Here is a 13,043-nt window from a genome sequence, read left to right on the forward strand (position 1 = left end):
GTTAAAAAATCTTAGGGCGGAATCATGCCAAAGCGTACCGATCTCAAAAGCATTCTCATCATTGGCGCGGGCCCGATCGTCATCGGCCAGGCCTGTGAATTCGACTACTCCGGCGCCCAGGCCTGCAAGGCCCTGCGTGAGGAAGGCTACCGCGTCATCCTGGTGAACTCGAATCCGGCCACCATCATGACCGACCCGTCGATGGCCGACTCCACCTACATCGAGCCGATCACCTGGCAGACCGTGGCCAAGATCATCGAGAAGGAACGTCCGGACGCGGTGCTGCCGACCATGGGCGGCCAGACCGCGCTGAACTGCGCGCTGGACCTCGACAAGCACGGCGTGCTGGAAAAATTCAATGTCGAGCTGATCGGTGCGTCCAAGGATGCGATCAAGATGGCCGAAGACCGCAAGCTGTTCGACCAGGCCATGCGCCGCATCGGGCTGGAGTGCCCGCGCGCCGCTGTCGCCGGCAACATGGAACAGGCCTTCGCCATCCAGGCGACGCTGGGCTTCCCCTGCATCATCCGTCCGTCCTTCACCATGGGCGGCTCGGGCGGCGGTATCGCCTACAACCGCGAAGAATTCGTGGAAATCTGCGAGCGCGGTTTCGACCTGTCGCCGACCAAGGAACTGCTGATCGACGAATCGCTGATCGGCTGGAAGGAGTACGAGATGGAAGTCGTTCGTGACAAGAACGACAACTGCATCATCGTCTGCGCCATTGAAAACTTCGACGCCATGGGCGTGCACACCGGCGACTCCATCACCGTCGCCCCGGCGCAGACCCTGACCGACAAGGAATACCAGATCATGCGCAACGCCAGCATCGCGGTGCTGCGCGAGATCGGCGTCGAGACCGGCGGTTCCAACGTCCAGTTCGGTATCAACCCGAAAACCGGCCGCATGGTCGTGATCGAGATGAATCCGCGCGTCAGCCGTTCCTCGGCGCTGGCGTCGAAAGCCACCGGCTTCCCCATCGCCAAGGTCGCGGCCAAGCTGGCCGTCGGATACACGCTGGACGAACTGAAGAAGGACATCACCGGCGGCAAGACCCCGGCCTCGTTCGAGCCGTCCATCGACTACATCGTCACCAAGATTCCCCGTTTCAACTTCGAGAAATTCCCCCAGGCCGACGGCCGCCTCACCACCCAGATGAAGTCGGTGGGCGAAGTGATGGCCATCGGCCGCACTTTCCAGGAGTCGGTGCAGAAGGCGCTGCGCGGCCTGGAAGTGGGTTCCGACGGCTTCAACCCGAAGATCCAGCCCGGCCAGAAGGATGCCATGGACAAGCTGCGCCATGAGCTGAAGAATCCCGGCGCCGAGCGTATCTGGTACATCGGCGACGCCTTCCGCATGGGTCTCAGCGTCGAGCAGGTCTATGAATACACCGCCGTCGATCCGTGGTTCCTGGTGCAGATTGAAGACATCATCAAGGCCGAGGAAAAGGTCAAGCAACTGGGCTTTGCCGGTTGCACCCGTGACGTGCTGTGGCAGCTGAAGCGCAAGGGCTTCGCCGACAGCCGCCTCGCCGGCCTGCTGGGCGTCCGCGAGAAGCAGCTGCGCAAGAAGCGTTGGGAGCTGGGCGTGTACCCGGTCTACAAGCGCGTGGATACCTGTGCCGCCGAATTCGCCACTGACACCGCGTATATGTACTCCACCTACGAGGAAGAGTGCGAAGCCAAGCCCTCCGGTCGTGACAAGATCATGGTGCTGGGCGGCGGTCCGAACCGCATCGGCCAGGGCATTGAGTTCGACTATTGCTGCGTCCATGCCGCTCTTGCCATGCGCGAAGACGGTTACGAAACGATCATGGTCAACTGCAATCCAGAAACCGTTTCCACCGATTACGACACCTCCGACCGTCTCTACTTCGAGCCGGTGACGCTGGAGGATGTGCTGGAAATCGTGCGCGTCGAGAAGCCGAAGGGCGTGATCGTGCAATATGGCGGCCAGACGCCGTTGAAGCTGGCCCGAGACCTGGAAGCCGCCGGGGTGCCGATCATCGGCACCAGCCCGGACGCCATTGACCGCGCCGAAGACCGCGAGCGTTTCCAGCAGATGGTGGAACGCCTGAACCTGAAGCAGCCGCCCAACCGCACCGCCCGCAATGCCGAAGACGGCGTGCGCCTGGCGGCGGAGATCGGCTATCCGTTGGTGGTGCGCCCGTCCTACGTGCTGGGCGGCCGCGCCATGGAAATCGTCTTCAACGAAGACGAGCTGCGCCATTACATGCGCACCGCCGTGCAGGTCTCCAACGACTCGCCGGTGCTGCTTGACCGTTTCCTGGATGACGCCATCGAAGTCGACGTTGATTGCGTATCCGACGGTGAAGAAGTGGTGATCGGCGGCATCATGCAGCACATTGAACAGGCCGGCATCCACTCCGGTGACTCCGCCTGCTCGCTGCCGCCCTATGCGCTGGCGCAGGATGTGCAGGACGTGATGCGCGTCCAGACCATCGCCATGGCCCGCGAGCTGGGTGTGGTCGGGCTGATGAACGTGCAGTTCGCGGTCAAGGCTAACGAAGTCTATGTGCTGGAAGTGAATCCGCGCGCCTCGCGCACCGTACCCTTCGTCTCGAAGTGCATCGGCGCATCGCTGGCCAAGGTCGCCGCCCGCTGCATGGCCGGCCAGACCCTAGCCAGCCAGAAGTTCCAGAAGGAAATCATTCCGCCGTACTACAGTGTCAAGGAAGCAGTGTTCCCCTTCGCCAAATTCCCCGGCGTCGACCCCATCCTGTCGCCGGAAATGAAATCCACCGGCGAAGTGATGGGCGTGGGTGTCACCTTCGGCGAAGCTTTCCACAAGGCGGTGCTGGGCTCCAATGAAAAGCTGCCTACCGGCGGCCGCGCTTTCATCTCGGTGCGGGACTCCGACAAGACCTTGCTGCCGCAGATCGGCCGTGATCTGGTCGAAATCGGTTTCGAGCTGGTTGCCACCGGCGGTTCGCAGCGCGTGCTGGAAGAAGCCGGTGTGCCCTGCCGCCGTGTCAACAAGGTGACCGAAGGCCGTCCGCACATTGTCGACATGCTGAAGAACGGCGAAATCAGCCTGATCATCAACACCACCGAAGGCAAGCAGGCGCAGCAGGATTCGTTCTCGATCCGCCGCAGCGCGCTGCAAGGCAAGGTGTATTACACCACCACCATCAGCGGCGCCAATGCAGTTTGCCAGGCTTTGAAGTCTGACGCCGAACTGTCGGTCTGCCGCCTGCAGGATCTGCACAAGGAGTTGGCATAATGGTACGCGTACCCATGACCGTCGGCGGGGCGGAAGCCCTGCGCAAGGAACTGGACAACCTCAAGGGAGTGGTGCGTCCGCGCATCACCGCCGCCATCGCCGAAGCGCGCGCCCACGGCGATCTCAAGGAAAACGCTGAGTACCACGCCGCCCGCGAGCAGCAGAGCTTTGCCGAAGGTCGCATCCAGGAAATCGAGGGCAAGCTGTCCAATGCCCAGATCATCGACATCTCCAAGATGCCGCAAACCGGCAAGGTGATTTTCGGCGTCACGGTTGATATCGAAAATGTCGGCAATGGCGAAACCAAGACCTACCAGATCGTCGGCGACGACGAGGCGGATCTGAAGATCGGCAAGATCTCGGTGAATTCACCGATTGCGCGCGGCCTGATCGGCAAGGAAGAAGGCGACACCGTGGTGATCCAGACGCCCGCCGGCAAGGTGGAGTATGAGATTGCGGAAGTGCGTTACGAGTAAAACGGCAGCGGTTGCGCAACCGGTTGAAGGGCAGGGCGGCAATCCTGCCCTTTTGCTTTTTTGCAGCGGTCATATTCGCGGCGTATATTAGTTCCATCTTGAATTTGAGGATAACGCCCCGGCGTTGCATGCTCCCATGAGCCTCTTCCAGAACCTGCTGGTCATAGCCTCGCTGATTGTGGTCAGCGCCTTCTTCTCTTTTGCCGAGATCGGCCTGGCTTCGGCGCGCCGCATCCGCCTGCAGCAGATGGTGGAGGCGGGAGACTTGCGGGCACAGCGGGTGCTGGCACTGCGGGAGCAGCCCGGCATCTTCTTCACGGTGGTGCAGGTGGCGCTGAACGCCATCGCCATCATGGGCGGCATCGTCGGCGAGCAGGCGCTGTCGCCGCATCTGGCCGCGCAGTTGCACGCACTGTTTGGTCCGGCCGGCTGGATTGACCAGGCCAGCTTCCTGCTGGCCTTCCTGCTGGTCACCTCGCTGTTCATCGTTTTTGCCGACCTGATGCCCAAGCGGCTGGCCATGACCTGGCCGGAGCAGGTGGCGGTGCTGGTGGTGAAGCCGATCGGCTTGAGCCTGATGCTGCTGAAGCCAGTGGTGTTGATGTATGACGGCATCGCCACCGGCCTGTTCCGGCTGCTGGGCATCCAGATCACCCGTGAGGATCACATCACCTTTGATGATGTCAGCGCCATGGTGGATGCCGGGACCGCGTCTGGCGCCCTGCACAAGCAGGAACAGCACCTTATTGAAAACGTCTTCGAACTGGATACCCGCACCGTCACCTTCGCCATGACGCCCCGTGAAAGCGTGGTCTTCCTGCGCCTGCAGGATGATGAAAGCGTGCTGAAGGCGAAGATTTCCGATCATCCGCATTCCCGCTTTGTGGTCTGCGACGACCACGTGGACGCCGTGGTCGGCTTTGTCGAATCCAAGGACATCCTCAAGCGCACGCTCAACCAGCAAGCCATTTCCCTGAATCGGGAGTTGGTGGTGAAGAACATCCTGGCCATTCCCGACTCGCTGACGCTGTCCGAGCTGCTGGAACGCTTCAAGGTCACCAATCAGGATTTGGCGCTGATCCTCAACGAATACGCGCTGGTGGTGGGTATCGTCACCCTCAATGATGTGATGAAGACGCTGATGGGCGATCTGGTCAGTTCCTTCATTGAGGAGCTGATCGTCAGGCGCGACGAGGTGTCGTGGCTGGTGGACGGCGCGACGCCGGTGGAGGACGTGAAGCGGGCGCTGGATATCGAGGAGCTGCCGCACGAGGACAATTACCAGACCATCGCCGGCTTCATGATGTACCTGCTGAAGAAAATTCCCAAGCGCACCGACAGCATCGAACTGGCGGGCTACAAGTTTGAAGTCGTCGATATCGACAATTACCGTATTGACCAGATTCTGGTGACGAAGCTGCCGCCCGCCGCGAACGCGAGTTGAATGCGAATCATGGTTCAGATTATTGTCGGGGATTCTTTTCCCGACCATCCGTCATTCCACATCGGAGTTCCTTGAACCATGGATTTCACCCTCTCGCCAGAAATTGAAGATTACCGCCTGCGGGTGCGCGCCTTTGTGGAACAGCAGGTGCTGCCGCTGGAAAAACGTCCTGACGTCTTTGATGCGCATGAAAACATCCGTGAGGACGTAGTGGCGCAAGTCCGGGCCCTGGCAAAAGCCGAGGGGCTGTGGGCGTTCCAGATGCCGAAGTCGCGGGGCGGTCAGGGCATTGGCGTCATGGGCATGGCCGCCTGTTATGAAGAAGCGGCGCGTTCGCCCTTCGGGCCGGTGATGTTCAACGCCGCGCCGCCGGACGACGGCAACATGATCGTGCTGGAAAAACTGCTGAAGACCGAGGCGCTCAAGGAGCGCTGGCTGCAACCGATCATCGACGGCAAGGTGCGCTCGGCCTTTGCCATGACCGAACCGGACGGGTGTGGCTCCGACCCTTCGCTGACCTACACCAAGGCCGAGAAACGTGGTGATAAATGGATCATCACCGGCCGCAAGTGGTTCATTACCGGCGCGGAAGGGGCGCAACATTTTATCCTGCTGGCGCGCACCTCCGATCACGAGCGCAAGGGGCTCACCGCCTTCCTGTTTGATGCTTCACAACCCGGCTGGCGCATCGAACGTCGCATTGCCATCATGGGGCCGGAAGAGCACGGCGGTCACTGCGAGATTGTTTTTGAGGGTCTGGAAATTCCCGATGAGAACCGTTTGCTGGAAGTCGGCGACGGCCTGAAAGTCACGCAAATCCGGCTGGGTACGGCGCGCCTCACCCATTGCATGCGCTGGCTGGGCCTCAGCAAGCGCTGCCTGGAGGAAGCGGGGGCCTACGTTTCGCAGCGCCAGAGTTTCGGCCAAAAGCTGGCTGAACATGAAGGTGTGCAATGGATGCTGGGCGATGCCGCCAAGGATATCCACATCGGCCGGCTGCTGACGATGCAAGCGGCGTGGAAGCTGGATCAGGGCGATTTCGCCCGCACCGACATTTCCATCGCCAAGATCCATGTGGCGGACACGCTGCAGAAAGCCGCCGACACTGCCATCCAGTTGCTGGGTGCGCGCGGCTACTCCAAGGACACCATGGTTGAGTGGATCTACCGCTACGCCCGGCAGGCGCGGCTGGTGGACGGCGCCAGTGAAATCCACAAGATGGTGCTGTCGCGGGCCTATCTGGCGGAGGGACAGGACTTCTTCCGCTGGGGCCTGTAGGTCGGGCTTCAGCCCGACACGGCTTGAGCCGAGGATGGAAGGATTGTCTTTAATAAGGAGCTTCTGTAGTCTGTGCGGTAAATAATGCTTGTTAATAAAAGGAATTTCGCATGCTCCGCACAATGAGTTACCTCGTTGGCCTGATGCTGTTGGTGATGGTCTGGCTGCATTTTCAGCATCGCCCAGCAGCGCTTGCAACGTCCGCCCAAACAAGCTTCACTCCGGCGGTGCAGACGCTCTCCGGTGTCATATCCGCCGGCAGGTACCAGGTGCTGGTGCTTGACCATATCGGCAGTCTCCACGGCTGGGGCAAACTCGATCTTCCCGATGTCAAAAAAACCTCACTGCCGCATGCCATCCCGACCACCGGTGACTGGCGTTATATCCATGCCGGGAGCTATACCGTTTATGGCATTGACAGCGACAAACACCTTTGGCGCTGGTCGCTTGGCGGCTCCAACCGTCGGGAAGACGGCGGCATGAGGTCTGACACTCCTTTCCGGCAGGTTTTCGGCGAACGCCAGTGGCGTAAGGTTGAGGAGCATTGGCGGCTGGGCGTCGGCGTTGATGGTCTGGACAAACTCTGGGTGTGGGCGGAAGAAGCCTATGACTGGACTGACCCTGTCCTGCAAGAAAATGGCGCACCCCGCCTGTTTCCGGCAGGAGATGGAGGACTTGACTGGCGCGATATCTGCGTCGGTCAGGGCATGTTCTATGCTGTGGACAGCCACGGCGGGCTATGGCGCAGCAACCTGCCCAAGGACAGCTTCAAGCACATTTTGGCCAAGGATGAGCGGGATGGCGGCGTGATGCCTGACCGTCTGCCGCTGACGCAAATCAAGGCAGACACCCGGTTCAGCCGGGTCTTTTGCCGTGAAAATACCTACCATGTCCTGGCGCTGGATGAAGACCATTACCTGTGGGGGTTTGGCAGTACCTCCTTTGGTGAGTTGGGTACCGGCGAGCGCAATCTGAAGATTGCCGAAACCGGCATTCGGCGGCTCAACGAGATGCAGTGGCTGGAGATAGCCATTGCACCGCAAACCACCTACGGCATCCAGGCGGACGGTTCGCTGTGGGCCTGGGGGCAGAACGGTGCGGTGGATGGCAAGTCGCATTATGCCCCATCGCTGGTGGACAACAGCCGCAGCTGGATTGCCATCGCGGCCGGTTATCGCAATGCCGCTGCCCTGACAGAGGACGGCAAGCTCCACACCTGGGGTGAGAATATCGAAGGGGTTCTCGGCACCGGGGACTATCCGGAATCACGCACATTGCCGGCGGTGGTTGAAAGTGACATTTCCTGGAAATCGGGGGGGAAATAATGCAGCTGGTTTCACGCGTGGTATTCACCGGCATCGTGGTCGGGATGTTCTGGGGCGGCAAGCACATGATGGAAAAGCAGGTTGTGGACAGCAAGTTGCCGGTAGTCGAGCAGGCATTGTCCAGGATGCTGGTTGAGAACGAGAGAAGCGTCTGCGTGGAAGGCGGCCCCTTTCCCTATAACACCCGCCAGGGTGGATCGCATTGGGTCAGCCGTTACGATGGTTCCCTGGAATGCAGGGCGGGCTCATCCCTGGGTTGCCCGAAGTGCGAGGAGTTGTATCAGGTTGGCCTGCTCGACAAGGATACTGAAAGCTATTCGGATGACGAAGGCAACTACGGCACCACGGTGACATTCCGCCTGACAGATAAGGGCAAAGGCCTGTATTACTCGGATATCCATGACCGCTCCGTGGGTTTCAGCTTTCCCTGCACGCCGGGTGAAACCAAATCCGATGAAGGTTCGGGTGAAGCGCGTCACCGGCCGGGCTTTTGTTTTGCCAAGGGCATCCGCTTGAACAAGATTGAGGAGATGCAGCAGCCGCAAAAGCTCAACAATACCGTGATGATGGGGGTGCGTTATGTGCCGGAAGCTGTTTCGCCCAGTGAAGTCCTCTTTGATCCGCGCATGAAGGCCGTACTGGGCGTGGTGCCCAAGCGAGGCAACCCTGCGCTGTACCCGACGGTGACCACCACGGCCATCTTTGCCCCCGGCGGCAAGGAGGTGATGGAATTTGACGGTGGAATTCGCTACGGGAAATGGATTAACACACCCTGACCAGCTACCTTAGCCTGACCTGCAGCCACAGGTACTCCGCCTGAAAGCTTGTTCCAGTACGAGGCCTGTCATATACGGCTTGTCATTCCGGGGAAGGGCGGGGCAGAATCGCCCCATCTTTTCCCGATATTGACAACCCGCCATGCACTGCCCCTTTTGCCGCGCTCCCGATACCAAGGTCATCGACTCCCGTCTGGTCGCAGAAGGCGAGCAGGTGCGCCGCCGCCGCGAATGCGTGGTCTGCAACGAACGCTTCACCACCTTTGAAACCGCCGAACTGGTGACACCGCGCGTCATCAAGTCCGACGGCAGCCGCGTGCCGTTTGACGAGGAAAAACTCCGCCGCAGCATGCTTCACGCCCTGCAGAAGCGTCCGGTCAGCATTGAACAGATCGACAGCGCCCTGCAACACATCCTGCACCAGTTGCGCGCCACCGGCGAACGCGAGGTCAAGTCGCGGCTGATAGGCGAGCTGGTGATGGAGGCCTTGCGGCAACTGGATCAGGTGGCCTATGTCCGTTTCGCCTCGGTCTATCGTGACTTCAAGGATGTGGCGGCGTTCATGGTTGAAATCGATCGCCTCAACGCCCCGGATGATGCCCCGTGAGCGATCACGTCTGGATGGCCCGCGCCCTGCAACAGGCGCGTCACGGCTTGTACACCACCCATCCCAATCCCCGCGTCGGCTGCGTCATTGTTCGTGACGGGCAACTTGTGGGCGAGGGCTTCCACCCCAGCGCCGGGCAGCCGCATGCCGAAGTCTTTGCCTTGCGTCAGGCCGGGGCGTTGGCCAAAGGGGCCACCGCCTATGTGACGCTGGAGCCCTGTGCGCATTTCGGCCGCACGCCGCCCTGCGCCAACGCTCTGGTCGAAGCCGGCGTCGGCCGCGTCGTCATGGCCGGGCTGGACTCCAATCCGCTGGTGTCCGGGCAGGGCCGGGCCATCCTGGAGGCGGCGGGCATCCGCACCACGGTCGGGGTGCTGGAAAACGAGGCGGCGGCGCTGAATCAGGGCTTCCTGCGGCGCATGCAAGGCGGCTTGCCCTGGGTGCGGTTGAAGACGGCGGGCAGCCTGGATGGCCGCACCGGAATGGCGTCGGGTGAGTCGAAGTGGATTACCGGGCCGGATGCCCGCCGCGATGTGCAACATTGGCGCGCGATGAGCAGCGCCATCATCACAGGTATCGGCACGGTGCTGGCGGATGATCCCGGCCTCAACGTGCGGCCGCAGGACTGGACCGACTGGCATTACGGCGAACCGGTGCAGCCATGGCGCGTTATCGTCGACCGGCAGCTGCGTATCCCGCTTACGGCAAAGGTGCTGAAAGCAGACACCAAAGTGATTGTTGCGGCGTCATCGGGCGTGGAACAGGCCAAGGTTGAAGCCTTGACGGCGCTGGGCGCGGAAGTCTGGCAATTGTCTGAGGAAGAAGGCCTGCGCGGGCTGCTGCAACGTCTGGCGGCGCAAGGGGCCAATGAGGTGCTGGTGGAAGCCGGTGCCACCCTGGCCGGGGCGTTTGTCAGCGAGCGGTTGGTAGATGAGTTGGTGATCTATCTTGCACCGACGCTGTTGGGCAACCTGGCGCGGCCGTTGTTTGTGCTGCCGTTCTGGCGCATGGAGGATCAGTTGCCCTTGCAGATCCGGGATGTGCGGCAGGTTGGGAAGGATATCCGGTTACTGGCCGGGTTTGACGGAGCGGCGTGAGACGGGGCCGGTTCAGCCGGACCCGTCACCGGTGTCAGTGATGGTGGCGGTGGTTTCGCTTGTGCTTCTTGCCGTGGCCGCGGTGCTTGCCATGGTCGCGATGTTCATCGTTGTCACGAACATAGACCACATGTCGTGACTGAACCGGTTGTTGCACCACCACCCGTTCCTGGACCACGACTTTCTCGACCGGCCGGTTGCTTTGCGAGCCGATGGCGGCTCCGGTGGCTCCGCCAATCGCGCCGCCGATAATCGCCCCGTTCCGGGGATCCATTTTTTGGCCGACCGCCGCGCCAACCGCGCCTCCAACAGCCGCGCCGACCACGGCGCCGCTGTCTCCGGCCTGGGACAGCGGTGATGCCAGCAGGCCGGCCAGCGCCAGTAGGGAAATAGTCAGGTTCTTCATGAATGCGTCCTCAAGTGCGATAAAAATGTCACAGGAGCAGCATCGTTGATGTTTCCGGATATGTCAGTGCATCAGCTGTAAGCTTTGTGGTGAGGCGTGTAAGCCCCCGTTATCGGACCGAGCAAGCCTGCTTTTGCAAGCAGGCCTGTCTCATGGCTGATGCCGGAGTGCTAGAGCACCGGCCGCAGTAATTGTTCCGGGTTGCCGACCTTGTTGCCGAAGACCTGCAGGGCTATTTGGGTTCGCGGCCCCTGGAAATATTCGATTCGCAGGGTGTGGACGCCCTTGGCAAGCGACACGGTAGCGGTGGCGGAGGATGACGGTGCGTGCTGGCCGTCATGGTTGACCAGCAAGACATCATCCACATAGAGCTTGGAACCGTCATCGCTGACAGTACGGAAGCTGTAGTCCCCTGCTTCGCGGATGGTGAGGGGACCTTGATAGCGCACACCGAACCATTCAAACCGGTCACTGGGTACCCCGGGGAACGGATCGGTAAAGGAACGCGGGCTGATGTCGATGATGTCGGTAAACAGTGAGCCGATCGGTGTCAGGGTCGTAAAATCCGGCAACTGGCCGATGCCGACATCCAGCAGGTAGATTTCCCCCTTCCATTTGCCATCGCCGCCGCCAAAAACCGTGTCACCCGAGACGACATTGCCGGTGTCCTCCTTGACGTCGGTGGTGTCAACCACGGCGGTCCGGAATTGATCCTTCAGATCACCTTCCGGCAAGTGTTCCAGAACATTTTCCATGCCGAATTTCCAGGACTCGGCAAAGACTGAGGGCAGGGGCGAATAGGGTGGATCGGCGACGGGGTCGCTGCCGGCCTTGCCGTCCAGTTGCCCGTCGCTCAAATCTTTGGCCAAGGTTTTGACCAGCTCCAGAGCAGGGGTTGGAGAGGCGGTTTTTTCGGACGCGGCTTTGACCAGCCCCGCCAGCTTCAGGGCGTAACGGTCTGCCGGGTTATCCTGCAGTGAAGCGAAGTCGGCTTCGGAGTTGACCGGGGTGGGTGGCTGGTTGATGTCGGCGATGCCGACGGCTTCCCCGATCTTGAGCAGTGCGGCCTCAATATTGGCCGGTTTGGTCAGGGCGTCCGGCAGCTTTTCAGCATACTGGACGGCCGCCTCTGTCAAAACGGTGACGCCCAGATTCAGGTCTCCGCTGACCTGACCTGCCGCGCGCATGATGAAATCAGCGGGAAGGTCTTTCCGGCCCTTGGCTTCGTCAAAATAATCGCCGCCAGCCTCGCCCAGCACCTCCACGACAATGGCGTCTACGGATTCGGGAATCTTGAACTGAATGCTGCCGCCCGTGCCCAGGGTCTGGCGTTGCAATTCCTGGTTGGTGCGGGCATTGCGCAGCACGACCCGGGCATGGCTGATGCGTCCCAGGGATGGTGTCACGGTAATGGTGTTGGTAGCGGCAGGAGCGGGGGCGGAGAGCACGTCGTCATTGTCGCCGATGCACCCGGCAAGCGCCAGGGCGGCCGTCAGCGTTGCCAGACGCCGCAACAGGGGAAAGTCAGCCATGATGTATCTCCATATGATGACCAAAGGGGACTCTCCGGAGTCTAGCACTGTCTTTCTGTGGTTAGAATCAGACCTGACGGGCGGTAAGGCTGGCTGACACCCCCTGGCTTTGAGTATCCTTGCGGCTATAGTTTATGGAGTTACGCACCCATGTTTACCGGCATTATCGAAGCCGTTGGCGTTGTCCAGCAGATCATTCCCCGTAACGGCGACGTGCGCTTGGTCATCCGCAGTGGCGGTCTGGATCTGGCCGACGTCAAACTGGGCGATTCCATCGCCACCAACGGCATCTGCCTGACTGTCATTGAACTGACCGGGCAGGGTTATGCCGCTGATGTTTCCAACGAAACCCTGCGCCATACCACGCTGGGCGGCTGGAAGACCGGAACCCGCGTCAATCTGGAAAAGGCGCTGATGCCCACCAGCCGGCTGGGCGGACATATCGTCAGCGGCCATGTCGACGCCGTCGGTGAAATCGTCGAATTCAAGCGTGACGCCCGTTCGCTGCAATACCGCGTGCGTGCGCCGGACGAGCTGGCGAAATACATCGCCCACAAGGGCTCCGTGACGGTGGACGGCATCAGCCTGACCGTCAATGCCGTGGATGGTGCTGTTTTCGACCTCAACATCGTGCCGCATACCGCCGACCAGACCAATGTCGGCGACTGGCAGCCCGGCGCGCGCGTCAACCTGGAAGTAGACGTACTGGCGCGCTACCTGGAACGGTTGATGCTGGGCGACAAGGCCGCTGCCGGGAGCCAGGGTGGCATCAGCATGGCCTTCCTGGCCGAAAACGGGTTCCTGAAACGCTAGTTTTTTGTCGGCCTTCCGGTGGGGGACGGGTGAAATCCGGACCCCT

General features: G+C 60.9%; 11 protein-coding genes. 9 read left to right on the forward strand and 2 right to left on the reverse strand.

Annotated features, from left to right (window positions below):
* Positions 1-24 precede the first annotated feature (24 nt).
* The 8 genes from carB (at position 25) to ribD (ending at position 10,246) form a co-directional block, all read left to right on the forward strand.
* On the forward strand, positions 25-3,243 hold the full coding sequence (gene carB / locus Q7T36_RS04570) for a carbamoyl-phosphate synthase large subunit (protein ID WP_304844518.1): 3,219 nt from the start codon (positions 25-27) through the stop codon (positions 3,241-3,243).
* A complete protein-coding gene (gene greA, locus Q7T36_RS04575) occupies positions 3,243-3,719 on the forward strand; it encodes a transcription elongation factor GreA (protein ID WP_304844520.1) in 477 nt (158 codons plus the stop codon). The genes carB and greA overlap by 1 nt, the downstream gene beginning before the upstream one ends.
* A gap of 136 nt (positions 3,720-3,855) precedes the next feature.
* The gene (locus Q7T36_RS04580) at positions 3,856-5,163 is read left to right on the forward strand and encodes a hemolysin family protein (protein WP_304844522.1); all 1,308 of its coding nucleotides are present in this window, start codon (positions 3,856-3,858) and stop codon (positions 5,161-5,163) included.
* Between the two features lie 78 nt (positions 5,164-5,241).
* On the forward strand, positions 5,242-6,441 hold the full coding sequence (locus tag Q7T36_RS04585) for an acyl-CoA dehydrogenase family protein (protein WP_304844524.1): 1,200 nt from the start codon (positions 5,242-5,244) through the stop codon (positions 6,439-6,441).
* 110 nt (positions 6,442-6,551) lie between these two features.
* Complete coding sequence (locus Q7T36_RS04590) at positions 6,552-7,766, forward strand: hypothetical protein (protein ID WP_304844526.1); 1,215 nt, start codon at positions 6,552-6,554, stop codon at positions 7,764-7,766.
* Positions 7,766-8,542: a hypothetical protein gene (locus Q7T36_RS04595; RefSeq protein WP_304844528.1), complete on the forward strand. Its 777-nt coding sequence runs from the start codon at positions 7,766-7,768 to the stop codon at positions 8,540-8,542. The genes Q7T36_RS04590 and Q7T36_RS04595 overlap by 1 nt, the downstream gene beginning before the upstream one ends.
* Positions 8,543-8,684: 142 nt before the next feature.
* Positions 8,685-9,149, forward strand: a complete 465-nt coding sequence (gene nrdR / locus Q7T36_RS04600) for a transcriptional regulator NrdR (protein WP_304844530.1) — start codon at positions 8,685-8,687, stop codon at positions 9,147-9,149.
* Positions 9,150-9,163: 14 nt separating this feature from the next.
* Positions 9,164-10,246, forward strand: coding sequence for a bifunctional diaminohydroxyphosphoribosylaminopyrimidine deaminase/5-amino-6-(5-phosphoribosylamino)uracil reductase RibD (gene ribD / locus Q7T36_RS04605; RefSeq protein ID WP_304844981.1), 1,083 nt, complete (start codon positions 9,164-9,166; stop codon positions 10,244-10,246).
* Positions 10,247-10,280: 34 nt separating this feature from the next.
* On the opposite strand, the gene Q7T36_RS04610 is transcribed toward ribD, so the two are convergent.
* Positions 10,281-10,652, reverse strand: a complete 372-nt coding sequence (locus Q7T36_RS04610; protein ID WP_304844532.1) for a glycine zipper domain-containing protein — start codon at positions 10,650-10,652, stop codon at positions 10,281-10,283.
* 170 nt (positions 10,653-10,822) lie between these two features.
* Positions 10,823-12,184: a PA14 domain-containing protein gene (locus tag Q7T36_RS04615; protein WP_304844534.1), complete on the reverse strand. Its 1,362-nt coding sequence runs from the start codon at positions 12,182-12,184 to the stop codon at positions 10,823-10,825.
* Between the two features lie 150 nt (positions 12,185-12,334).
* Here Q7T36_RS04615 and Q7T36_RS04620 point away from each other — a divergent pair, with 150 nt between their 5' ends.
* Positions 12,335-12,997, forward strand: a complete 663-nt coding sequence (locus Q7T36_RS04620) for a riboflavin synthase (protein ID WP_304844536.1) — start codon at positions 12,335-12,337, stop codon at positions 12,995-12,997.
* Positions 12,998-13,043 lie beyond the last annotated feature (46 nt).

Origin of the sequence: Fluviicoccus sp. (assembly GCF_030646115.1) — a bacterium.
Lineage (GTDB): Bacteria > Pseudomonadota > Gammaproteobacteria > Pseudomonadales > Moraxellaceae > Fluviicoccus.